This window comes from Paracoccus mangrovi (assembly GCF_042648425.1).
Taxonomy (GTDB): Bacteria; Pseudomonadota; Alphaproteobacteria; order Rhodobacterales; family Rhodobacteraceae; genus Paracoccus; species Paracoccus mangrovi.
The window spans coordinates 67,885-92,344 of sequence record NZ_JBHRXJ010000013.1 but is presented as its reverse complement, the minus strand read 5'-3'; the positions used below and the strand labels follow the sequence as shown (position 1 = coordinate 92,344).

Annotated in this window: 15 protein-coding genes; 5 read left to right on the top strand and 10 right to left on the bottom strand. The window is 67.2% G+C overall.

Annotated features, from left to right (window positions below; translation table 11 throughout):
• Positions 1 to 12: 12 nt before the first annotated feature.
• From ACFOMH_RS15995 to ACFOMH_RS15980, 4 genes are all read right to left on the bottom strand, one after another.
• Positions 13 to 7,839, bottom strand: coding sequence for a SpvB/TcaC N-terminal domain-containing protein (locus ACFOMH_RS15995; RefSeq protein WP_377745716.1), 7,827 nt, complete (start codon positions 7,837 to 7,839; stop codon positions 13 to 15).
• Between the two features lie 156 nt (positions 7,840 to 7,995).
• Positions 7,996 to 11,487, bottom strand: coding sequence for an error-prone DNA polymerase (locus ACFOMH_RS15990; protein ID WP_377745714.1), 3,492 nt, complete (start codon positions 11,485 to 11,487; stop codon positions 7,996 to 7,998).
• Entirely contained in the window at positions 11,484 to 12,962 is a 1,479-nt protein-coding gene (locus ACFOMH_RS15985; RefSeq protein WP_374427728.1) for a Y-family DNA polymerase, read from the bottom strand. Before ACFOMH_RS15985 ends, ACFOMH_RS15990 begins: the two co-directional genes overlap by 4 nt.
• Complete coding sequence (locus tag ACFOMH_RS15980; RefSeq protein ID WP_374427731.1) at positions 12,877 to 13,476, bottom strand: ImuA family protein; 600 nt, start codon at positions 13,474 to 13,476, stop codon at positions 12,877 to 12,879. Before ACFOMH_RS15980 ends, ACFOMH_RS15985 begins: the two co-directional genes overlap by 86 nt.
• Before the next feature lie 120 nt (positions 13,477 to 13,596).
• Here ACFOMH_RS15980 and ACFOMH_RS15975 point away from each other — a divergent pair, with 120 nt between their 5' ends.
• Positions 13,597 to 14,271, top strand: a complete 675-nt coding sequence (locus tag ACFOMH_RS15975) for a DUF2270 domain-containing protein (protein WP_374427733.1) — start codon at positions 13,597 to 13,599, stop codon at positions 14,269 to 14,271.
• A gap of 18 nt (positions 14,272 to 14,289) precedes the next feature.
• Here ACFOMH_RS15975 and ACFOMH_RS15970 read toward each other — a convergent pair whose 3' ends face one another.
• The 4 genes from ACFOMH_RS15970 to ACFOMH_RS15955 form a co-directional block, all read right to left on the bottom strand.
• Positions 14,290 to 15,072: an IclR family transcriptional regulator gene (locus ACFOMH_RS15970; protein WP_374427735.1), complete on the bottom strand. Its 783-nt coding sequence runs from the start codon at positions 15,070 to 15,072 to the stop codon at positions 14,290 to 14,292.
• A gap of 40 nt (positions 15,073 to 15,112) precedes the next feature.
• Positions 15,113 to 16,471 (bottom strand): TRAP transporter large permease, encoded by a 1,359-nt coding sequence (locus tag ACFOMH_RS15965; RefSeq protein ID WP_374427737.1) that lies wholly within the window; start codon positions 16,469 to 16,471, stop codon positions 15,113 to 15,115.
• A 12-nt stretch (positions 16,472 to 16,483) separates the two neighbouring features.
• Positions 16,484 to 17,152 (bottom strand): TRAP transporter small permease, encoded by a 669-nt coding sequence (locus ACFOMH_RS15960; RefSeq protein WP_377745712.1) that lies wholly within the window; start codon positions 17,150 to 17,152, stop codon positions 16,484 to 16,486.
• Positions 17,153 to 17,228: 76 nt separating this feature from the next.
• The gene (locus tag ACFOMH_RS15955; protein ID WP_377745710.1) at positions 17,229 to 18,467 is read right to left on the bottom strand and encodes a TRAP transporter substrate-binding protein; all 1,239 of its coding nucleotides are present in this window, start codon (positions 18,465 to 18,467) and stop codon (positions 17,229 to 17,231) included.
• Positions 18,468 to 18,582: 115 nt separating this feature from the next.
• Here ACFOMH_RS15955 and ACFOMH_RS15950 point away from each other — a divergent pair, with 115 nt between their 5' ends.
• Entirely contained in the window at positions 18,583 to 20,172 is a 1,590-nt protein-coding gene (locus ACFOMH_RS15950) for a GMC family oxidoreductase (protein ID WP_374425566.1), read from the top strand.
• 40 nt (positions 20,173 to 20,212) lie between these two features.
• Here the strand turns inward: ACFOMH_RS15950 and ACFOMH_RS15945 are convergent, their stop codons facing one another.
• A complete protein-coding gene (locus tag ACFOMH_RS15945) occupies positions 20,213 to 20,986 on the bottom strand; it encodes an SDR family oxidoreductase (RefSeq protein ID WP_377745708.1) in 774 nt (257 codons plus the stop codon).
• Positions 20,987 to 21,084: 98 nt separating this feature from the next.
• Between ACFOMH_RS15945 and ACFOMH_RS15940 the strand changes: the two genes are divergently transcribed.
• The 3 genes from ACFOMH_RS15940 (at position 21,085) to mog (ending at position 23,836) form a co-directional block, all read left to right on the top strand.
• On the top strand, positions 21,085 to 22,011 hold the full coding sequence (locus ACFOMH_RS15940) for a LysR family transcriptional regulator (RefSeq protein WP_374425568.1): 927 nt from the start codon (positions 21,085 to 21,087) through the stop codon (positions 22,009 to 22,011).
• A 117-nt stretch (positions 22,012 to 22,128) separates the two neighbouring features.
• On the top strand, positions 22,129 to 23,238 hold the full coding sequence (locus tag ACFOMH_RS15935; RefSeq protein ID WP_377745707.1) for a polysaccharide pyruvyl transferase family protein: 1,110 nt from the start codon (positions 22,129 to 22,131) through the stop codon (positions 23,236 to 23,238).
• Between the two features lie 52 nt (positions 23,239 to 23,290).
• A complete protein-coding gene (gene mog, locus ACFOMH_RS15930; protein WP_377745705.1) occupies positions 23,291 to 23,836 on the top strand; it encodes a molybdopterin adenylyltransferase in 546 nt (181 codons plus the stop codon).
• Here mog and ACFOMH_RS15925 read toward each other — a convergent pair whose 3' ends face one another.
• Positions 23,837 to 24,427: a nucleoside/nucleotide kinase family protein gene (locus ACFOMH_RS15925; protein WP_377745703.1), complete on the bottom strand. Its 591-nt coding sequence runs from the start codon at positions 24,425 to 24,427 to the stop codon at positions 23,837 to 23,839.
• Positions 24,428 to 24,460 lie beyond the last annotated feature (33 nt).

Below are 24,460 nucleotides of genomic sequence, written 5' to 3'. Positions count from 1 at the left end.
AGATGCAGGCGGTCAGTTGAACCATCCGACGATGGTGCGGGACAGGGCTTCGGCCGGGGCCACGGTGATGGCACTGACCGCGGCGGTGGTGGCGCCGACCAGACGGGCATTGTCGGTCGACAGACCCGCGCTTTTGGCCAGACCCTCGGCGGTGCTGCCGTATTCGGCGGCCACATCGCTGATGCCCAGCAGCTGATCGGCGGTTTCGCCCACGGCAACGCCCAGTCGCCCCGCATCGACGACATCGCCCACCAACGGAACCAGCCCCACCGCATCCAGCGCCGCCGCGCCGGTATTGCCCTGGGCGGCCTCGGCGGTGGCCGAGGTAAGACCCGCGCCCATACCGATGAACGGGATCACCTTAAGCGCCTTGGTGCCCAGCTTTTTCAGCGCGGTCTTGGCGGCTGTCTTGGCGGCGGTTTTCGCGGCTGTCTTGGCGGTGGTCTTGGCCGCGACCTCGGCGCCTTCGGCGGCGGCGCTCAGGGCCTTGGCCTCGGTGGTAAGAGCCTTGGCCTCGGTCGCGGTACCCTTCAACTTGGCCGCACTTTCCCGCGCGGCGGTGGTGTTCGGCCCTTCGACGACGCGGCCTGTCTTTGGGTCGATATCGGCATCCTTGGGGGAAAGCTGAATCGAAGCCGAGCCGGTATCGGGCGCATCGGGCACGGACGCGGCGGAGTTGAATTCGCTGTTCACTGTCACCCCGCGCTGCCCGAATGCAGTATGTGCGGGCTTGATGTCGCCCCCTCCGAACTTGATGTCGCCGACGACCTCTGCCTGACCGGGGGAAAGTGTGCTGCCGGGGGCAAGCGATTGCCCCTTTGGCATGGCGACAAGGTCGATATTCTGGTGTCCACGGATCGGACTGCCGCCGATCTGGGTGACCACACCGGTGGTTTTGTTCACCGCCACTTCGGAATATATCCGGTCGGCGCCTTCGAAGTTCATGGCTTTCAAGTCATCCACGACCCCGGTTGCCTGCTGATGCGCCCAGGTGCCGAATCTGGACGCGTCCTTGGAATCAAAGCTTGGCGGTGTCAGTGCGCCCTGTTGGAACCCTGCCTGATTGCGGATGTATACGAACAGATCATCGATGCTATTTGTGCCCGCATGCCCCCCCGGATCGACCAGCCCGACCGGATCGTTGCCCGCATAGGCATAGAGGTTGCTTCCATCCGTCAGCCCCGCCGGGTCCGCCGAGGTCCAGCGTCCCAGCCAGGCCGCGTAATAGCGCGCCCCGAAATGATAGAGTCCGCTTTCCTCATCCCTTTCACGGCCAAGGAAACGCTGGCGTTTCGCGACCTCAAGCGTGGATCGCACGGCCTGATAGGCGGTGCCGCCAAAGGGGTAATATTCCTCGTATGAGATGACGGCCCCGCTTTGATCCAGTTCCAGCGTGGCCGATCCCTGATGATTGTGCAGCTGATACCGCCACATCTGCGCGGGGCCGGGATCCTGGCCCTGGGTGCGGGTTTCGACGATGGCGACGCATTCGCCGCCGAAATCCAGATGCAGAATTTCCCGTTCCAGCGTCAGCGCGCGGCCATCGGGGCCGTATTCGCGGCGGATATCGACCGGGCCAAGGGTGATCACCTCGGCCCGCCGCCGCGCTTGGGCGGCGCTGGCGGCGGCGCGATAGGTGGCCTTGCGCAGCCTTGCGCCATCGCCGCCATAGCCCAGATAGGTGGTTTCCGGCAGGCCCGCATTCACCGCCTGCCGGGCCGTGGCGATCAGCCGGTCCTCTTCGTCCCAGACCATGCGCGACAGATGCGGCATTGCGGTCATGCGGCCCTGTGCGTCATGGGCGAATGCGGCATCGGGCTGACCGGATGCGGTCATGCGGTCAAGCCGGTTGCCGGTCGCGCCCGGCTCGATCAGCGAGGCGCTTTCATAAAACATCTCGCGCTGCCAGCTGCCGGAATCCGCGCCATGGCTGACGCGCCGCAGGTTGCCGGCATCGTCATGGGCATAGCGTTCCTGATAGATCCCCATGGCCAACCCGTCGCCGGGATGGGCCAGCCTTTCGCGTCCCCCGTCGCCATCGGCGCCCGGCGCGGGCGGCAAAAGCGCGCCGCCGGCCTGTCCCAGATGCTCGCGCCCGCGCGCAAGTGTCAGCCGATAGGCCGCGTCATAGGTGAAATCCATGCCCGGCTCGACCCGGCGGTTGCGGAAAAACACCGCGCCTTGCAGATCGGAATCGTCGATGATCCGGGTGAAATTCCCCACCGCGTCATAGGCATAGCCTAGATCCTGCACATTGCGCGCGGCGTCGGGCCAGCCCGCGCCCCGGTCGGCGGTGATCCGGCGCGGGTGAAAGGTCTCGGGGTCGTATGCGTGGCGGATTTCGACATCATTGCCCAAGGACAGCAACAGCCGCTGGCCCTTGGCGTCATGGCGGCTGCCCCGCACGATGCGGCGGGTGGCGGTGGCGGGCGCCAACAGCGCGGCGGGCGCGCGGTCGCGGCGCAGCCACAGGTCCAGCGTCTGCGGCAGGCCGCCCGGCGCATAGCCCAGCTGCACGACCGAGGGGCGCATATCGGCGCGATGCGGCATCACCGCCTGGACCGGACGGCCAAGCGCGTCATAGGCGGTCCGCGACAGATAGCGTTCGCCGGGGGCCAGCAGGGGCGCGGCGGCAGCGTCCAGCGCGGCCCCGGTCATCAGCCCGTCCAGCGCCGCCCAGTCGGGCGCGGTGCGGTCATCCGCCACAAGATGGCGCGCCGCCGCGATCAGGTTGCCGGCGAAATCGAAGCCCAGGCTTTCGCTGAGCCCGGCGCCGTCATAGCTGCGCCACAGCCGCCCGCGCAGGTTCCCGCCCGGCGGCGCGGTTTCGCCATAGACCGAGCGGGCGCGCAGCGTCTCGGTCCCGTTCCGGGCCAGATAGCGGTGGGTGATCCGCCCCAGCGGATCCAGCCGCAACCGGACCCGGTGCCCCAGCGCATCCCAGGCATAGGCCGAATTGCCGCGAATATCGGGCAGGGCGCGGCGTTCGCCGTCATCCATGCCGCGCCGGTAAAGCGACCGGCCCAGCAGGTCGCGCCCGGCGATGAAACGCCCCGCCGCCCCCATGAGGCCGTGTTCCACCACCCGTCGCCCCAGCCCGTCCACGACCGCCAGCACCGCGCCGCCCGCATCCATGACGGTGCGTGACGCAATCTGGCGGCCACCGATATCGACAAGGCTCAGGCAGGGCCGGCCCTCGCTGTCGAAATGCGTCACATCGGGGGTTCCGGCATGGGCCAGCGTCTTGGTAAGGGCGTCGGTCTCGGCGGCGCGGGCCTCGGGGGTGGCGCCGATCAAACCCGCCTCGCGGCGGGCGCGCCATGACAGAAACGGCGCCGTGCCCAGAAGCTGGCGAAAGGCCGTGCCGATATCGGGATCGTTGCGGGGATCGGGAATGGCGGTGGTGTCGCTGCCGTCCCAGACGGCCTGATGCCACGGGGAAATCAGCGTCTTGGTCCAGCTGCCATCGGGATGCAGGGCGGCGATGGCGCGGCCGACCGGATCGTAAAGCGTGGTGGCCGAAACCCCCACGATCTGATCCGGGGCAAAGTCGGGGCTGGCGGAAAAGAACGGCTCATAGCGGCGGACGGGGCGGGCCTTGTTGTCATGGATCGTCCAGCCCGAACAGATCCAGCGCGGGTCGATATCGGGGCCGCCCGCGACCACCGGCCCCGGCTCGGCCAGGGTTCTGACCTGAATTTCGCGCCCGAACCCGTCCGAATGGCTGAACGACACCGCCACCCGGTCGGGCACCCCGCCATCCCCGCCCAAGGCGTGGCGTTCGCGCGCGATCCGGGCCGACCATGGCGGCCGGGCATCGCGCAGAAAGGCAAAGGCGTCGTAAACCACCCGCGCCGAGGCCGTCCCCACCATCGCGGCGGCGCCCGCCATGGGATCGGCCGCGAAACCGGCCAGCGCGGCATCGTCGGGATCGGGGTCAAGCCCGGCCAGATCGCCGCCCAGGGCGGTGCCTTCGGGGCCGCGCGTGGCATGGGCCGCGACCCGGGCCAGCGCGTCATAGACAACCTCGGTGCGGTTGCCATTCGCATCGGTGACGCGAAAGGGCTGCATCACCCGCCAGTCGATATCCGCGCGGGTGATGTTGTCCAGCGCATCGCGGCTTTCGACCGGCATCAGGTCGAACTGATAGGCGATGCGGGTCACCGCGCCAAAGGGGTCGGCAAAGCGCCGCGCCATGTAGAAATGTGCCCGCGCGGCCAATGCCTCGGCGGCGGGAGCATCGCCGTCGCCGGGCGACAGATGCACCCGCCCCGAGGGCCGCCACCAGCCCGGATGCCCGGCGATCTGGACATGGCCGGTTTCGCGCAAAAGCGTGGCATCGACGCGCGCGCCCAAAAGCTGATCCAGCATTTCGGGCGTAAAGGCCAGCGCCCAGCTTTCCCCGGTCAGCGCCAGCGCCTGCACCTGTCCCGGTGGCAAAAGGCCGTTCATGTCGTCGCGCCGGTATTGCGTGCGGCTTTGTGTCAAAAGCCGCCGCCACGGCCCGGCGGGCAGGGGGGCGGCGGCGATCTCGGCCGGGACATGCTCGCCCGGCGGCAGGTCGCGCGCCCCCTGCCACAGCTGTTGCCACAGCGCGCCGGCATCCGCAAAGCTTAGCCGCGCGGGGGCGGTGCCGGGGACCGCCGCGCCAAGGATCTGATAGCTCAGGCTTTCGGCCGATAGCGGCAGGCGGTGGTCATGCGGCGTTTCGGCGGGGTCGTCCAGCGCATTGGTCCAGCGGCTTTCCGAGGCAAGGATCGCCAGCCGCGACTGATCCTGCGTCAGCGCCGTGGCAAAGGCCGGCGGCAATCCCGCGACGGTCGCCGGGACGCGGCGCGGATAGGCGATGCGCAGGCTGCGCAACGGCTGGTTCCAGCGGTTGGTTTCCAGCACCAGCTCATGGCTGATGCGCGGATCGCCGGGATCGCGTTCGTAATGCGTGGTCAGGCTTTCGCGCGGGCGCAGGGTAAAGACGGCATGGCGGTTCGGGCCACGCGGTTGCAGGCGGATCACCTCGGGGCAGGTTTCGGTGACGCTATAGGGCAGGCCGGCGCGCGGGGTATCGTCCTGGGCGAAGACCTCGCTGCGCAACAGGGTGCCGCGCAGGGGGCGGTTGGCCTCGCGTAGTTCGGCGGCGTCGAGATCCGTGGGCAGGACGGGCGCCGAAAGGCGCTGGCGCGCGCGATCCGCGGCGTGGTCCGGGCCGCGCAGGGCCGGCTCGGCCCAGGCCCCGGCGTCGACGCGGTCGGCCGATCCGGGCGTGCCGGTGTGATACCAGCTGCGCGTCAGCACCGGCGGCGACCACAGGGCGGCGTCCCAATTGTCGGCCCCCGCGACCGGTGTGTCGCTATCCCATTGATCGACGCGCCCAAAGCCCGCGAATTCGCGTTCCTCGCCGTCGAAACAGCCATCGTGATAGGCATAGCGGGCCGAGGTGGCGATGCGGCCGATATGGTCGATCGTTTCGACCCGGGCCACGACATGGACCGGAAAGGGCAGCCGCGTCGCCCAAGGGTGGCCGGCCAGCGCATCCTCGGCCGCGTAGCGGGTCGAGGGGGCATAGTCGATGCGGGTTTCCGCCCCCAGATTGTTCTGCATCGCGACCAGCAGCCAGGGTTTGGTGCCGGGCATCAGGTCGATATGGCACAGCCGCCCGCCCCGACCGTCGCCCCGCGCCGAGGACCAGACCAGCGCCGCCGTGCCGCGTCCCAGCAGATCCAGCACCTCGATATGCGTGTCGGGCGCGGTATCGGGCAGGCGCGCGACACGGTGCGCGGGGGCAAAGCCGTTGCCAAAGCGGTTGGCGGCGGTCCAGACCCCGTCCGGGCCGATCCAGACCAGATCGGCGGTGCCGGTTCCGTCGATATCGGCCAGCCGCAGGCGGCGCGGATCAAAGCGGTCGCGGGCGCCAAAGCGCGGCGCATCGGACATGGTCACCCGCCGCCCAAAGCGGCCATGGCCGAGATTGGGCCAATAGCACACCTCGGCATGGCGCAGGCGCACGATATCGCTGAGCCCGTCGCCGGTCATGTCGGCCAGCAGGATCGCCTCGCCCTCGGCGGGGGACGAAAACAAAAGGCGCGGCCCGGCGCGGTCATCGGGCGCGAGCGGCAGGCGCCGGACCGCGTCAAAGCCCGCCCCCCCGCGCGACGGGTGGATGAACAGCCCCGCATCCGAGGTGATCAAAAGATCGGCGCGCCCGTCCCCGGTCAGATCGACGAAACGCAGGTCGGGATCGTCGAAATCGATACGCGGCAGGGTCTCGAAGGGGACAAAGGGCGTCCAGCCCCCCTGGGCGTCGCGTTCAAATAGCCCGGGCAGCGGCCCTTGCCACAGGACCAGATCGGGACGGCCGTTCCCGGCCACGTCAAGGATCTGGGCGGTGGATGCGGCGGCCGTCACCGGCAGCGGATGCACCGCCCGGGCCGGACCGAACCGGGCCGCCGGGGGGGTGTTGGCGGGGCTGTTGGCGGGGCTGAAATTCTCGCGATAGGTCCAGCCGTCGGGGCGGCGTTCCAGGATGCCGGGACTGCCGTCGCCATGCAGATCGACCAGCTGCACCTCGCGCCCGTCCAGCACGTCGTACAGCCGCCCGCCCGTCAGCTCGGCGACGGCCTGCGGGCCGGGGGCAATGGCGGGCCGGGCATAATCAAAGGTTACGGGCGGCAGGCTGCGGCGCAGATAGCCCCCCGCGCGCCGCCGCCAGCCGGTCTGGGCAACCGAAACGAGCAGGCTGGGCGTGGCCGTATCCGCCTCGGCCGGGGCATAGACAAGATCGACCGAACGCACGAGGCAATCCGCCCCGCAACCCGGATCCTCGGGAAAGTCGTGAAACATCAGCACCCGCTGACAGCGGCGATAGCTGCGCAGCTCGAACCCCGCCCGGCAGGTCGAGAACGGATCGGGCCGCGCCGCCCAGGGACGGTCGGGGTCGGGGCCGGGCGTGTCGGGGTCGTGATCGCCGTAATCGAACACGACCTGATGGCGCCAGCGGTCGGGGATGGCGGGGGCGGGGCCGTCGCCGCCGTAATCGGCGAACCAGGGCGTGACGGCGCAATAGCGGATGCGTTTCAGATATCGCTGCGCCGCGATGCCGGCGCGGTCGCGATTGCATTCATGGGGGGCGTCGATGTCGATGCCGGCATCGTTTTCGGCCAGATAATCGTAAAGGACCAGATTGCCCTTGTCGTCATGGGCCCGCGACAACAGCCATGAATAAACCCGCCCCGGCGCCGCCGGATCGGCAATGCGGGACGCGGCATCGGCGCCATAGATCGCGGTGACGTTCTGTCCGTCGATCACCCGCCAGAAGCTGTCATCCGCCCCGCGCCAGAATTCGATCCGGGCAAAGCCGGCCTCGGTGCGGGGCAGATAGGTGGCGATGCGGTAATCGTGGCCATGCAGGCGGGCCGCGCGGCGCAGGGGTTGGCCCGCGCCATCCAGACGCGGCACCAGCGTTTCGGCCCCCGATAACAGGAAATCGTCGCTTTCCGCATCGTCCAGATAACGGGGCAGGCCGGCATCGGTGCGCCGGGTGATCGTGGCCTGGGACAGGCTCCAGCCCAGACCAAAGGGGCCGTTGCCCGCGCCGCTGTCATAGCCAAGCCCCAGTCCCGAAAACAGCCCGCCCCGTCCCGTGGTCAGGGGCAGCGGCAATTCCAGCCGCCCGGTCCCGGTGGCGCCGGCGACGGTAAAGGTTTCGCCGATGCCGCGGATCGCGCCGCCGCCCTTGGGCAGCGACAGGCTGGGCGCCGTGGGCTGTGACGATGTGCTGTTCTGCGGTGGGGTGGGCGCTTCGCCGCCCGGCATGGAATGAGACGCATCGGCAGACACGATCATGCTCCATCGCTTACCGCAATCGAGTGAAATTCAACAGAATTCTTATGGAATCGGTGCTGATGTCAGCTATCGGCGATTATGCGCCAATGGCGGATACAGTCAATGAAAATGGCGCCGGAAACGGCATCGCGCGGCGCGCGGTTCCGGTCGCGCGCGCTAGTGGAAGTCCCGGCTGGGAAACAGCTTCTTGGCCTGATCGCGGGGATGCATGGCGCGCGGCGTGGGCAGGCTGCGCGGCGCGCTGTCGGTCTTGGCGCTGGTCAGGCCGATGGCGCTGTCCAGCGGGTGGCCCAGATCGCCCAGCCGGGACGAGACATCCTCGATATGTCGGGCGATCAGATGGGTGACGATGCCCTCGCGTTGCAGGGTGCCGGTGATGCGCAGCAGCCGCCCGCCCATCACGCTGCGGCGATAGTGTTCGAAAACCTTGCGCCAGACGACGATATTGCTAACCCCGGTTTCATCCTCAAGCGTCAGAAAGACCACCCCCGAGGCGGTGCCCGGCCGCTGGCGGGTGATGACCAGACCGCAGACGGTGACCCGCCCCAAAGGCATCTCGACCAGATCGGCATGACGCGCCAGCCCCGGCATCATGGGGCGCAACAGCTCCATCGGATGGGCGCGCAGCGTCAGGCGGGTGGCGACGTAATCCTCGACCACCTCTTCGCCCAGATGCATCTGCGGCAGGGGCATGGCGGGTTCGCGGATGCCCTCGCCGTCGATGGGATCGTCAAACAGCGGCAGCGGTGCGGTGCCGCGAATGGCGCGGACCTGCCACAGCGCATCGCGCCGGGTCAACCCCATGCCGGCAAAGGCATCCGCCTCGGCCAGCCGTTCCAGCGTGCCGGGCGCGACCCCGGCCCGCAGCCAGACCGCCTGGGGATCGGGATAGCCATTGCCGCGCGCGGCGGCGATCCAATCCGCGTCCTCTTGCCGCAAACCCTTGATCTGGCGGAACCCCAGCCGCAGGGCCAGCGCCCCGTCGGCGCGATGTTCCAGCGTATTGTCCCAAAGACTGGCATTGACACAGACCGGGCGGACCTCGACCCCATGTTCGCGGGCATCGCGCACGATCTGGGCCGGGGCGTAAAACCCCATCGGCTGGGAATTCAACAGCGCGCAGCCAAAGACCGCCGGATGGTGGCATTTCAGCCAGGCCGAGACATAGACCAGCAGCGCGAAAGCCGCCGCATGGCTTTCGGGAAAGCCGTAATCAGCAAAGCCCTCGATCTGGGAAAAACAGCGCTCGGCGATATCCTGCGAATAGCCGCGCGCCAGCATGCCATTGATGAATTTGTCCTTATGCGCGCCGATGGTGCCCATGCGCCGGAACGAGGCCAGCGCCCGGCGCAGGTGGTCGGCCTCTTCGGCGCTATAGCCGGCGCCGACGACCGCGATCTGAAGGGCCTGTTCCTGAAACAGCGGCACGCCAAGGGTGCGGCGCGTGACCTGTTCCAGCTCGGCGCCAAAGGGTTCGGGCGCCTCAAGCCCCTGACGGCGGCGCAGATAGGGCTGGACCATGCCGCCCTGAATCGGGCCGGGGCGGACGATGGCGACCTCGATCACCAGATCATAGAATTCGCGCGGCTTCATGCGGGGCAGGAAATTCATCTGGGCCCGGCTTTCGACCTGAAACACGCCCACCGCATCGGCGACTTGCAGCATCTCATAGGTCGCCACATCCTCGGGCGGGACGCTGGCCAGGGTCAGCGACTGGCCGCGATGGGCCTTCAGCAGGTCAAAGGCCTTGCGCAAACAGGTCAGCATGCCCAGCCCCAGCACGTCGACTTTCAGAATGCCAAGCGCGTCGATATCGTCCTTGTCCCATTCGATGACGGTGCGATCCTCCATCGCGGCATTCTCGATCGGGCACAGCTCGTCCAGCCGGCCCTTGGTGATGACGAAACCGCCGACATGCTGGCTGAGATGGCGGGGAAAGCCGATGATCTGGCCGATCAGATGCAGGGTCCGGGCCAGCCGCGGTTCGGTCGGGTCAAGGCCCAGCTCGCGCACCCGGTCCAGATCGGGATCCTCGCCGCTGTAACCCCAGATCTGGCCCGAAAGCCCGGCGGTCACATCCTGGGAAAGACCCATGACCTTGCCCACCTCGCGGATGGCGGCGCGGGTGCGGAAATGGATCACCGTCGCGCAAAGGCCGGCGCGGTGGCGGCCGTATTTGGCATAGATCCACTGGATCACCTCTTCGCGGCGCTCATGTTCGAAATCGACATCGATATCGGGCGGCTCGCCCCGGTGGCGCGAGACGAAGCGTTCAAAGACCATGCCGATCATGTCCGGGTCGACATCGGTGATCCCCAGAAGATAGCACAGGATCGAATTCGCCGCCGAACCGCGCCCCTGACACAGGATGCCCTTGCTGCGGGCGAATTGGACGATGTCGTGGACGGTCAGGAAATAGGCCGGGTAATCCAGTTCGGCCACCACCCGCAATTCCTTTTCCATCAGGCCTCTGGCCCTTTCGGGCGCCCCCGATGGATAGCGTCGGACCAGCCCTTCCTGGGCCAGCCGGGTCAGCCGCGCCAGCGGCGTCTCGCCGGCCTCAGAGATCTCATCGGGATATTGATAGCGCAATTCGCCCAGATCAAAGGCGCAGCGCGCGGCGATGTCCAGCGTGCGGCGCAGGGCGGCGGGATGGTTGGCGAAAAGCCGGCGCATATCCGCGGGGGATTTGATCCGCCGCTCGGCATTCAAAAGCGCGCGCGTGCCGATATTGTCGATGGTACAGCCGATCCGCATACAGGTCAGCACATCGGCCAGCTGGCGGCGCGCGGCGCGGTGCATCAGCACATCGCCCACCGCCACCATGGGCGCGGCCACGCGCAAGGCCAGCCGGGCGCAGGCGTCGAAACGCGCCTGATCCAGCCCGTCATAGCGGGGCGCGGCGCCGGTAAAGACGGAACCCGGATAGCGCTGGCGCAGGCGCTGGATATCGGGGGCCGCCTGATCCGGGCAGCCCTGTGGCAGCGCGATCAGGATCAGGCCCGCGCCGCATTCCAGCAGATCGGCCAGATCGAGGCGGCATTCCCCCTTGTCCGACCGCATCTTGCCCCGGGTCAACAGGCGGCTGAGCCGCTGATAGGCGGCAAGATCGGTCGGCAGCGCCAGCCATTCGACCGTGCTGTCGCGCAAAACCAGCCGGCAGCCGGCAATCAGTTTCGGCAGATGCGGCATCTGTGGCGGGGGCAGGGGGGCGGGCTGGCCGATCCGCTGGCGCGAGGAAGGGTCCATCCGCTGTTGCGAACGGATATGGATTGCGGCCTCGGTTTGGGTCGCGGTCTGGGTTGGGGGCCGGGTTTCCGCCGGGATTTCGGCCTCGGTCCCGGTCCGGTTTTCCGGCGGGGCTTTTGCCCGGGCTTCGGCCTCGCGGCGCAATTCGCGCAGGGCCGTCCATGCCCGCACCACCCCGGCCAGCGAATTGCGGTCGGTGATGGCGATGGCGGCAAGGCCCAGTTCGGCGGCGCGGGTCACCAGTTCCTCGGGATGCGAGGCGCCGGTCAGAAAGGTGAAATTCGTGGTCACGGCCAATTCGGCATAGCCGCCCGGCCCCGATCCTGGCCCCGATCCTGGCCCGGTGGGCAGGGGGCGGTGCGGATCGATCCGGCGGTCGTCGCGAACAATTTCGATCATGCGAATTCCCCATGCACGAACCAGCCCGGATTCTGGGGGGTGTGAAACAGCCACAGTCGCCGCCCCTCGCGGGTTTCGACGCGCCAGTAATCGCGCAGGCCCGTGCGCCAGGCGGGGTCGTCCAGCCACCATTCCGGGGCGATGCGTTCGGGGCCGGTGCTGCGCGCGGTGGTCAGCCCCATCCGCCGCCACCGGAACCGTACCGGCGGGGTCGTGCCCGTGCCGCCGATCGCCTCGGGCGGGAACATGATCAGCGGGCGCGGGCGGGGGGTGTGCCATATGCCTTCGGGCCGGGAAAAGGCCGCGGGGGCGATGATATGGCCGCGTTCGGGGATATGGCTGTCGGCGGGCAGGAAACGCAGGACGTTTTCGATGCCGATCCGGGTGCCGATCCGGGTGATCAGGTCGTCCAGCCGGTCCTGTCGCGGGGCACCGTCCGGGCTGATCTGTCGGGGGGCAAGGGGTTCGGTGTCGATGGCCTCAAGCCGCAGCTGATCGATGCCGAAACCGGCATCGACGCCGGCCACGCCACGGGCGAAAAGCGGCAGAATCCGGGCCGGGTCGCGCATCGGGCGCGCCAGCCGCAGCTCGACATGGCGGGTATCGTGATCGACGCGGCGCAGGCTCAGGCGGAACATGCGCGCCGCCGCCTCGTGCCGGGCCAGCTTGTCGCAAAGCCGATCCAGAAGCCGCCCGGCCCCCGCCATCACATCGGATTCCAGCCCGATCGGTTCGGGCAGGTTCATCCGCACGCCGTAATGGGGCGGATCGGCCTGGGGCGAGATATCTTCGGGCTGATCCCCCAGCGCCTGATCCAGCCGCATCAGCAGGCCGGGTCCGAAACGGCGGGCCAGCGGCGCCCGGGGCGCGCCCGCCAACTGCCCGATGCGGCCAAGCCCCAGACGCTGCAATCCGGTCACCGTCTCGGCATCCAGCCGCAGCGCCGCGACCGGCAAGGGCGCAAGCGCGGCCAGCGCGTCCCCCGGCGCGGCCACGCCCTCGCCGAACCGCGCAAGCGCCCAGGCGGCGCCCCGGGTATCGCCCAGCCCGATCCGGGCCGAAAACCCGGCCCGGATCAGCCGCTGGCGCATCCGGGTCAAAAGCGCCGCCTCGCCGCCGAACAGATGCGCCGAGCCGGTGATGTCCAAAAGCAAGCCGTCAGCCCCGTCACAGGCCGTCCAGGGGCAAAAGCGCGTCGCCCATCGCCGCAATATCAGCAAAAGCTGCCGGTCGCCCGCCGGATCGGCCGGGCGCGTGGTCAGATCGGGGCAAAAGGCCCGCGCATCCGACAGGCCCATGCCGATATGCAGCCCCTGCGCCTCGGCCGCGGCGTTCAGGCAATGGATGCGGTCGGCATTCTTTTCGCGCAGGGTCAGCGCAAAGGGCCCCTCAGTCGGGCGCGCCCGCAGAGCCCGGTCGCTGGCCAACCGGGGACACCACAACGAGACGACGCGCCGTCGCGTCCCATCGAACATGCCACGCCCCTAATGTTCCCTCTTTGTTCTTGATAAGCCGCCAGCATTGCAGAGTCGAGTCCGGCCTTGCCTGCGCATCGGTCCGGGCGTCGAAAACCGGCGCGCAATGCCAGCGCGTCTCAGCCGCCGGACTGCCCATGCCCTCGGGGATCAGGCACAGCCCGGTGGCGCCGCCCGCCTCGGCCGCCAGTTGCAGCCGCCGCCCGGCGGTCAGCGACAGGGATTCGGTCAGCGTGATCACCACCAGCGGGGCTGCGCCATCGCGCAGGGCGTCCTCGGCCACGGCCAGCACCTCGGTCTGATCGCGGGCCTGCGCCAGCAACAGCCGCGACGGATCCAGCCAGGCGCTTAGCCCCGCGGGATTGGGCATCTCGGACAGCCAATGCGGGCGCACCCACAAGCTATCCCCGGCCCGCGCGGCAGAGGCCGCCGCCAGCGACGCGGCAAGCGGGCCGCCGGCCTCGTGGACGCGGCGCGGGCGCAGGGGAAAGGGAAAGGGATATTCTGCGGGCATGGTATTGAATTAATCGCAAAGACGCGGCGCGCAAGCCCATCCCGACCGCGCCTTTTCACGATGCTTGCGCGGGGCCGGCCCGCCATGCCACCATCGCGTCAGGGGCAGGAGGGAAACCCGATGGACGCACCGGCGACAGAGCGCAAGCCGCTCGATTCCGCCGAGATGGGGGTGATCGCGCATCTCTACCGGGGCGAGGTCTATCGCTCGACCATCTGGCGTACGCGGCTGGACACGACCACGAACTGGTCGGTGGTCACGCTGGGGGTGGCGCTGTCGATCACCTATTCCTCGCCGCAGGCATCGCCCTTGCCCCTGGTGCTGGTGGGCATTCTGATCATCTTTTTCCTGATGCTCGAAGCGCGGCGCTATCGCTATTTCAATGTCTGGCGCGCGCGCTGTCGCTGGATCGAGCTGCATTTCATCGCCCCGATCCTGAAGGATGGGGATCTGCATCTGGACGATCACTGGCAGGACCGGCTGGCCGACGACTATCTGCACCCGCGCTATCACGTCAGCATGTGGACGGCGGTCGGGCGCCGCATCCGGCGCAATTATTTCTGGATCCTGCTGATCCAGAGCTTTGCCTATCTCGGCAAGCTGATGGTCCATCCCGTGCCGGTCACCTCTTTTGGCGAGCTGGTCGGCCGGGCGGCCATCGGGCCGATTCCGGGCTGGGCCGTTCTGGGCCTTGGCGGGGTTTACTGTCTGAGCTGGGGCCTGATCTCGGTCTGGAGCGGGCGCGCCGACACCGCCCGCGCCCGCAAGCGCCGCGACCCGCTGGGCATGGGCTAGGCCGGTGCCCGCGCGGCGCTAGCGGACGGTTTCGGTCAGATCGGCGGCGGCGCGGATCATGCCGGGCAGAAACCGCATCGCCTGTTCCAGATCCAGCCGCAGCTTGGGGGCGTGAAACGACACCGTGCCGAAAAATCGGCCCTGATCGTCGCGGATCGGCACCGCCAGCGCGATCATGCCCTCGATCATTTCCTCGTCATCCTCGGCATAACCGCGGTCGCGCACCAAGGCGATTTCCTCGGCCAGCCCCTCGGCCGAGGTGATCGAGCGCGAGGTCTGCGCCGTCAGCGGCAGACGCCGCAGCAGCCGGGCGAATTGCGGCTGGGGCAGGGTCGACAGATAGGTCTTGCCGGCGGCGGTGCAATGCAGCGGCACCTGTGTCCCGATGGGCAGGCGGATGCGCAGTGGCCAATGGGTTTCGACCCGGTCGACATAGACCATCGCATCGCCTTCGGGCATGGCGATATTGCAGGTCTCGCCGATCTCGCCGGCCAGACGTTGCAGGATCGCCATCCGTTCGCGCCGCAGGCCCGGCCCGCTAAAGGTGTTGGCCGCGATCCGGCGCAGCTGTCGCCCGGCGACAAAGCCGCGCCCGCCCAGATCGCGCATCAGCCAGCCGTCTTCCTCGAGCGTTTGCAACAGGCGGTGGGTGGTGGGCTTTGGCAGGTCCAGCATTTCGCCGATCTCGGCGGCGGAAAGCGGGCTTGCGGCCTCGGCGATGGTTCTGAGGATGTAAAGCGGACGCAGATTGGTTTGCAGGTTCCGTTCGGCGCCGTCGCCGCTGTCGTCATCGGCCGTCATGCCCCGCCTCAGCCTCGCTGCACTCTTCACCTCACCCATCCTAGCGCGCCGGCAACAGCATCGTCGTCAGCACCGGCGTGACCGCGACCAGCAGCCAGACCGCCAGCAGCGCGCCCAGATAGTAAAGCGCATAGCGCAGCAACCGCATGTAGGGAACCCCCGTGACGCTGGAGGCGACATAGAGGTTCAGCCCATAGGGCGGCGTCACGAAACCGATCGAGGCCCCGACCAGAAAGATCACCGCGAAATGGATCGGATCCATGCCGTTCTGCACCGCGAGCGGCGCCAGAATCGGGGCAAGGATGATCGTCACCGGCAGGCTTTCCAGCACCATCCCGGCGACAAAGATGATCGCCATCGACGCCGCCAGGATGACCCAGTACCCGCCCAGCCCCGCGACCCATTCCCCGATCGCCGCCTGCGCGCCCAAAAGCGACAGGATCTGTTGCATCACCACCGAAATCCCGATCAGCGGCGCGAGAATACCGGTGATCTGGGCCGAGCGCATGGTGATTTCTGGCAGGTCGCGGATGCGGAACCCCTCGACCAGCAGGCTGGCGGCATAGGTGCGCGGGCGGCCTTCGGCATCCATGCCGCGCGCCACCAGCGGGTAAAGCCAGCGGCTGAGCACGCCCACGATCACGCAAAAGCCGACGGTCACCGCCGCCGCCTCGGTCGGTGAGAATTTGCCCGTATAGATGCCCCACAAAACCAGCCCGATGGCGAAAAAGCCCAGCCAGGCGCCAAAGGCCGTGCGCAGGATGCGGTTCAGGTTCAGCGGCGTGATATGGCCCCAGTTATTGGCCCGCGCCACCAGCCAGCAGACGAACTGCATCCCCAGAACCATCAGCACGCCCGGCACGATGCCGGCGACGAACAGGTCCGAAATCGGCAGGTTCATCAGAAAGCCATAGACGATGAAGATGATCGAGGGCGGGATGATGATCCCCACCGTGCCCCCTGCGGCGGCGGTCGCGGCGGCGAAACGGGTGTCATAGCCGCCCTTGACCATTTCGGGATGCATCATCGAGCCGATGGTCGCCGTCGTGGCCGAGTTCGAGCCCGAGATCGCGGCGAAAAGCCCACAGGCCCCCAGCGCCGCCATCGCCAGCCCGCCGCGCAGCCAGCCCAGCACCGCATAGGCGAAATCCGACAGCCGCCGGGCGATCCCGGCCTTGTTGATCAGATCCCCGGTCAGGATAAAGAGCGGCATCGCCAGCAGCGCGAACCCGTTCGAGAACGCATAGGTCAGCGCCGCGCCGATATTGTCGAAGGTCATGCCAAGGACCAGCGAACAGCCGATGACCCAATAGGCGATGACAAGAAAGACCGGCACGCCCAGCATGAACAGCACGGTCACGCCCAGCGAAATCAGGGTGATCCAGGTGGAATCGATCATCTCATCTGCCTTTCAGCTATCGCCAAGGGCGGCCATTTCGACCAGCGGCTCGCCCTTGCGGAAGCGGCGCAGATCCTCGGCCATGTTCTCGACCGCGCGGGCGGCCAGGATGATGAAGGACAGCGGCACCAGAATGGTGAACCACCAGATCATCACATGATCGGTGCCCAGCAGGATCTGGAAATTCGAGGCCGAATTGGCCGTCACCCGCAGCGTCGTCACGATCACGATCCACGCCATGCCCAGCCAGAGCGCGCCGTCCAGCCACAGACAGATCAGCTGCAACCCCCGTGACATCCGGCTGCGGAATTCGCCAAAGCTCAGATGTGTGCGGGTGCGCACGTTATAGGCGCAGCCGAACCATGTCAGCAGCAGGAACAGATAGGGCGGCAGCGTCGTCGACCAGGGTTCCTGAAGGTTCAGGGTAAAGCGGCGGATCACCTCGACAAAGATGATGGCGGCGATGGCCAGATAGGCCACGACCATCAGCGTGCGTTCCAGATGCCGGTCCAGAAGCGGCACCACCCGGAACAGCGCCAGGATCAGCGCCGCCCCCACCGCCATCAGGATCAGCCCAAAGCTCCAGGCCCCCGGCTGACCAAGCGCATTGCTGATTTCCCAGCTGTCGCGCGAGATCAGCGCCGCCAGTATTCCGCCGATCCCGGCGATATGGCTTTCCATGATTCCGTTTCCCCCAATGCGGTCGCGGCGTCCCGGCCGGTATGGTCGGGCCGGAACGCCCTCTGTCCTGCCGGCCTCAGGCCGAGCGCCACCAGCGGCGCGGTTCGACGTTTTCGGGCTTCATGTCGGCCGGGATCTCGCGCGCGATGCGATAGATTTCGGCATAGGTGTCGATGCCGCCGGACCATTGCATCAGCCGTTCGCGCCACTGGCTCCAGGGGTCGGGGTTGAACTCGGGCGAGCACATTTCCTCGGCCTTGCGGCGTTCCTCGTCCGACAGGAAGGCGCAGCGCACGCCATGTTCGGCGAAAAGCGTGCCGGGCATTTGCGGGTCCGAGAAACCCACGGTCTTGATCAGCGCGGCCTCGTTGGCGGCCTGGGCCTGAACCTGGGCCAGATAGGCCGATTCCATGATCGCGTCCTGAAGATGCGGCTCAAGCCCGTCAAAGACCTTGGAGGACATGCCGCAATGTTCGGTCCCGCAGAAAAAGCGCAGATCGACCGACTGGCTGACCACCGGCGTCATATTGGCGTAAGCCACCGCCGAGGCCCAGGTTTCGGCCCCGTCGATCAGCCCCTGTTTCAGCCCGTCGATGGTTTCCTCCCACGCGACGGGGACGGGGTTGAGGTTCATCAGCTGCATGGCGATGCGGCCCAGCTGGGTGCCGGTGACGCGGTTCTTGGTGCCGGCCAGATCGTCGATGCTGGTGACCAGCGGCTTGTCTTTCCATTTCAGGCCAAGCTGGATGCCGCGCAATTCGCAATGCGAGAACAGGAATTTCAGCCCGTGCCGCTTTTCCAGCGGATCGCGCAGGATGCGCTGGCTTTCGGGGCTGTATAGGAAATGATACTGCGCCGCCCGGCTGGGGAACATATAGGCGAAGTCCAGCACGTTATAATAGGGCGCGACACCCGCCGAATTCTGGGTCGAGGCGGCAAAGAATTCGACGATGCCCAGCTGGGTCTTTTCGGCACAGTCGAGCTGGCCGCAGATCTGGTTGTCGCCGATGAACTCGATGCGGATTTCGCCGTCGGTGCGTTCCTCGAGGTCGCGGGCGAATTCCAGAAACCCCGCCCGTTCGATCAGCAGGTTGCGGGCGTTGAAACCCGATGCGCCCATCTTGAACCTGTATTTCGGTTCCTTGCCAAAGCGTTTCTCATAGGTCGTTTCGGCCGCCTGGGCGAGGTTTGCCGTCGTCATCAACCCCGTCGCCCCCGCCAGCGCCATCGCCGTCGAGGTCATGCCAAAACGCCCGGCCACGCGCAGGATATCCCGGCGCGAGACCCCTCGGATCCGTTCCTCTCTCTCGGTCATCACACGTCCTCCTCCCTGATTGATGTGATTTTTGAGACTTGTGGTATCATTTTTGCTTTGTTACGTTTTCATTGCAAGTGAAATTTTCCAACACTTCCGGGGGAGGGGCGGCGTAGTGGAAACCGATTATCTTGTGGTCGGCGCAGGGTCTGCCGGCTGCGCGCTGGCCAACCGGCTGTCGGCCGATCCCGATGTGACCGTGACCCTGCTTGAGGCCGGCGGCTGGGACTGGAACCCGTGGATCCACATCCCCGTCGGCTATTTCAAGACCATGCATAACCCCAGCGTCGACTGGTGTTATCGGACCGAACCCGATCCGGGGCTGAACGGGCGCAGGCTGGACTGGCCGCGCGGCAAGGTGATGGGGGGGTCATCGTCGCTGAACGGGTTGCTTTATGTGCGTGGCCAGCCCCAGGATTATGACCGCTGGGCGCAGATGGGCTTTGCCGGCTGGAGTTGGCAGGATGTGCTGCCGCTGTTCAAGCGGGCCGAGAATCAGGAACGCGGCGCCGATGATTTCCACGGTGCGGGCGGGCCGCTGAACGTATCCGACATGCGGCTTTCGCGGCCGATCTGCGACGCCTGGGTCGCGGCGGCGCAGGCGGCGGGCTATCCGTTCAATCCCGACTATAACGGCGCCACGCAGGAAGGCGTCGGCTATTTCCAGCTGACCACCCGCAAGGGCCGGCGCTGTTCGGCGGCGGTGGCCTATATCCATCCGGTGCGCAAGCGGCCGAACCTGCGCATCATCACCCATGCCGCGACCCGCCGCGTGGTGATCCGCGACGGCCGCGCGGTGGCGGTGGAATATGCCGGCCGCGACGGCCAGACCCGGCGCATCGACGTGCGCGGCGAGGTGATCCTTTCGGCCGGCGCCATCGGCAGCCCGCAGATCCTGATGCTGTCGGGGATCGGCGAGGCCGCGCATCTGGCCAGCCACGGCATCGGGGTCGCGGCCGATCTGCCCGGCGTCGGGCGCGGGCTTCAGGATCACTTGCAGGCGCGGCTGGTTTTCACCTGCAACGAGCCGACGCTGAACGACGAGGTGCGCAAGCTCTGGCAACAGGCGCGGATCGCGTTGAAATACGCGCTGTTCCGCGCCGGCCCGATGAGCATGGCGGCCAGCCTTGCCACCGGCTTCCTGCGCACGAATGACCGCGTGGCCACCCCCGACATTCAATTCCACGTCCAGCCATGGTCCGCCGACAGCCCCGGCGAGGGCGTGCATCCGTTTTCCGCCTTTACCATGTCCGTCTGTCAGCTGCGGCCCGAAAGCCGGGGCACGGTGCGGCTGAAATCCTCGGATCCCGCCGCCTATCCGGCGATCCAGCCGAACTATCTGGCCACGCCCACGGATTGCGAAACCGTTGTCGCCGGCATCCGCATCGCCCGCCGCATCGCCACCGAACGCCCGCTGGCCGGCAAGATCACCGCCGAGATGCGGCCCGGCCCGGATGTCCAGAGCGATGCCGAATTGCTGGATTGGGCGCGCAACTCGGCCACGACGATCTATCACCCGACCGGCACCGCCGCGATGGGGCCGGTGCTGGACGAACGCCTGCGCGTGCGGGGCATCCGCGGCCTGCGCGTGGCCGATTGCTCGATCATGCCCGAGATCGTTTCGGGAAATACCAACGCGCCCGCGATCATGATCGGCGAAAAGGCCGCCGATCTTCTGCGCGAGGATCGGCGGCGCGGCGCCTGAGCAGCGCCGGATTCTGGGGCAGGATTCTGGGGCAGGTGGCTTACTTGGTGGTATAGCCGCCATTGACCAGAACGGTCTGGCCGGTCATCCACCAGCCTTCGGTCACCAGGAACCGGATCCAGGGCGCGATATCCTCGATATCGGTCAGGCCGGTCTTTGAGAACGGCGACAGGGCGGCGGCCGATTTGTGATAGGCCTGTGCCTCGGGCGATTCCTGGCCATAGAAAAAGGCGGTGTCCATCGGCCCCGGCCCGATCGCCGTGACCGAGATGCCGCGTTCGCCGAACTCTTTCGATGCCGCGCGGGTGAAATGTTCGACCGGCGCCTTGCTGCCGGCATAGGTCGAATAGAACGGCGTATAGGCCCCCAGAAGCGAGGTCACCAGCGTGCAGATCGCGCCATTGTCGTTCAGCGCGCGCCCGGCCTCTTTCAGAAAGAAGAAGGCGGCCTTGGCGTTGACGTCGCTCATTTCGTCGTATTCGGCCTCGGTGACCTCGGACATCGGCTTTTTCAGCACCTTGCCCACGGTGTTGATGGCGATATCGGGGCGGCCAAAGGCGGCGGTCGCATCGGCAAACAGCTTTTCCACCGCCGCCGCCGTGGTCAGATCGGCCTGAATGGCGATGGCCTGGCTGCCGGCGGCCTTGACGGCGGCGACGGTCGCCTCGGCGTCGGCTGCGCTGGCGGCGCTGTTATAGTGGATGACGATGGCCCTGGCCCCGGCATTCGCGAAATCCCGCGCCAGCAGGCCGCCCAGATTTTTCGCCCCGCCGGCGATGATTACGGTTTTGTCCTTGATGGTGCGCGCCGACATGGCTGTCTCCGGTTCGTTTGTGTCGGGTGCCAATTTATGATTTCCTGATTTGGGACAAACCCGGGCATTCTGATTTCACTTGTCGGAAATGGCGAACAATGGACCGCATCGACCAGCTGCGCATCTTTACCCGCGTGATCGAGACGCGCAGCTTTACCAAGGCGGCGGATACGCTGGGCATGCCGCGGTCCAGCGTTTCGACGGCGGTGGCCGATCTCGAGGCGCGGCTGGGCACGCGGCTGTTGCATCGCACCACGCGCCGGGTTGTCCCCACCGATGAGGGGGCCGAACTGCATGAACGCTGTCTGGGCTTTCTGACCGAATGCGAGGATATCGAGACCATGTTCCGCACCGCGCCCGCACAGGTCGAGGGGCGGATCCGTGTCGACATGCCGGGCCGCATCGGGCGCATGCTGGTCGCGCCGGCGCTGCCCGGCTTTCTGGCGGCCTGGCCCGGCATCCGGGTCGAGCTGGGCATGACCGACCGCGCCGTAGATCTGTTGGGTGAGGGGGTCGATCTGGCCTTGCGGGTCGGACCCTTGGCCGATTCCGGCCTGCGCGCGCGCCGCATCGGCCGGATCGCCCAGATCAACGTGGCCAGCCCCGCCTATCTGGCGCGGCACGGCACGCCGATGCAGCCCGCCGATCTGGACCGGCACTGGCAGGTGGCCTATGCCCAGCCCTCGACCGGCAGGATCGCGGATTGGGAATGGCGCGACGGTACGCGCATCCGCACCCGCCCGGTGCCATGGCGCGTCTCTGCCAACAGCGCCGAGGGCTATATCGCCTGTGCGCTGGCCGGGCTGGGGCTGATCCAGATCCCGGCCTATGACGTGGCCGATCATCTGGCCCGTGGCGCGCTGGTCGAGGTCATGCCCGACCACCGCCCGGATGCGATGCCGATGCATCTGTTGTTTCCCGGCCCCTCGCGGCATATGCGCCGGCTGACCGCCTTTGCCGACTGGATCGAAACGGTGCTGCGACAGGCGATTCCCCCCGATGCCGGGCCGCCTGACCCGGCCTGATGGCGCGACGGGAAATGGCGGGGCGCGGTTTTGCCCGGCGCCAATTTGCGGGTGTCAAGCTGCGCCAAAACCTGTAAGTACCACGCTCGGAAACAGGAAACTGGCGAGGCAGTGAGCATGACCAAGCGCATCGGCATTGTTTCGATCGCACCCGGCGCCCCGGATCCCTCGGGCATGAGCTTTGACTGGTACATGACCCGGTTCGGGCGCAATACCGGCAACTACATGTTCACCCAGGCCATGTTCCGCCAGCTGACCGGCGAGCTGCACCATCTCAGCTTTGATTTCGATGTCAGCCGGATCGGTGAGGAATTCGACCATCTGGTCATTCCCGCCGCGAACTGGATGAATGAAAAGTCGGATTGGACCGCCATGGCCGACTGGATCGAGGCCGCGCCGGTGCCGGTCACGGTGATCGGCCTCGGGCTTCAGGCCTCGTCCCAGGATCTGGCAGAGGTCAAGGTCAGCGACAGCGCCATCCGCCTGGCGCGCGTGCTGTCGTCGAAATCGCCCCATATCTCGGTGCGGGGCGATTTCACCCGTGACTGGCTGCTGTCGATCGGCGTGCGGAACGTGGTGACCACGGGCTGTCCGTCGCTTTACATGCGGCTGAACGATCCCGCGCTGGCCCGGAACGAGGGCGAGCTGGTGCTGCAATCGACGCGCTATTACATGACCCAGGCCTTTCTGAACCATCCCGGCACCAATCGCGATGTCTTCGGGCTGGCGGGCAAATACGACACCCACATGATCTATCAGTCCGAGTTCAACGAGATTGAGCGCATGGTCTTTGGCAGGGTCACCGAGGGCACCCCGGGCGAGGCTCTGATGCCTGCGCTTTACGGGCTGGAAACGGATGCGGATTACCACGCCTATCTGGCCCGGCGCGGGCATGTCTTTTGCGATCTGGACGAATGGTCGGGCTTTTTGCAAGGGACGGCAGGCGTGATCGGCACGCGGCTGCACGGCTCGATCCTGGCGCTGAATTCGGGGGTGCCGGCGATCCTGATCCCGCACGATTCGCGCACCGGCGAACTGGTCGATTTCGCCGCCATCCCCACCATCCACCCCGAAGGCATCGCAAGCTATACCCGGGCGGATCTGCACGCCGTGCTGCACGGCGCCGATATCGGGCGCTTTCTCGACACGCGCAGCCGCAATGGCCTGATCTATCGCCAGTTCCTGCGCGATTGCGGGCTGGATTGCCGCGAAGAAAACATGCTCTAGCACCACGCGGCGCGGCCATCGGGGCGGTGCCGGATCATCGAAAGGCCCGCCCATGACCGCCCCCGCCCGGATTACCCCCGCCCGGATCGCCATCGTCACCGTCTCGGACCGCGCCAGCCGCGGCGAATATCAGGACAAGGGCGGGCCGGGGGCCGAGGACTGGCTGCGCGCCACCATCACCTCGCCGATGGAAATCACTCGCAGGATCATCCCCGATGGCCGCGACAGCGTCGCCACGACCCTGCGCGGGCTCTGCGACGAGGGCTGCGACCTGATCCTGATCACCGGCGGCACCGGCCCCGCGCCCCGCGACCAGACCCCCGAGGCGATGGCCGATGTGATGGAAAAGGAACTGCCCGGCTTTGGCGAGGAAATGCGCCGCGCCAGCCTGCGCGAAGTGCCGACCGCGATCCTGTCGCGCCAAAGCGCCGGTATCCGGGGCAAGACGCTGATGATCACCATTCCGGGCAAACCCTCGGCGATCGCGACCTGCCTTGATGCGGTCTTCGCGGCGGTGCCCTATTGCCTCGACCTGATCGGGGCGGCGCGGATCGAAACCGACCCCGCCCGCATTCGGGCCTTCCGCCCCAAAACCTGATCAGAGATTCCGCACCACCAGATCGGTCGGAAGCGACTGGCGCAGGACGGTTTCGGCATTGGCCAGATCGTTGTGCAGATGCGCCTCGATGCGCGCCGGATTCTTGCCAAGCGCCTGCCAGCGCGCGGTCAGCCGCCGACGCAACTCACCCATCGGCACCTCCAACATGACCGACAGATCCCATAACCCGGCCAGATCCCGCCAGGGCGCGCGATTAAGCAACAGGTAATTGCCCTCGACCACCACCAGCCGGGTCCCGGCCGGAACCCTTCCGGCCCCGGCTATGGCCAATTCGCGACTGCGGTCAAAGACCGGATGGATCACCTCGCCCCCGGCCCGCAACCTCGCGACCAATGCGACGCAACCCGCCGCGTCAAAGGTCTCGGGCGCCCCTTTCCGCGACAAAAGCCCGTCCTCTTCCAGCAGGCGGTCGTCCAGATGAAAACCGTCCATCGGCACCAATGCGGCATTTTCCAACGCCTCCACCAGCCGCGCCGCCAGCGTCGACTTGCCCGAATCCGGCGCACCCGCCACCGCGATCACACGCCGCCCCGGCCCCAATGCCGCAATCCGATCCCTTATCTCTTTCATGTCCAAATATCCCGGGGGAGTCCGAAGGACGGG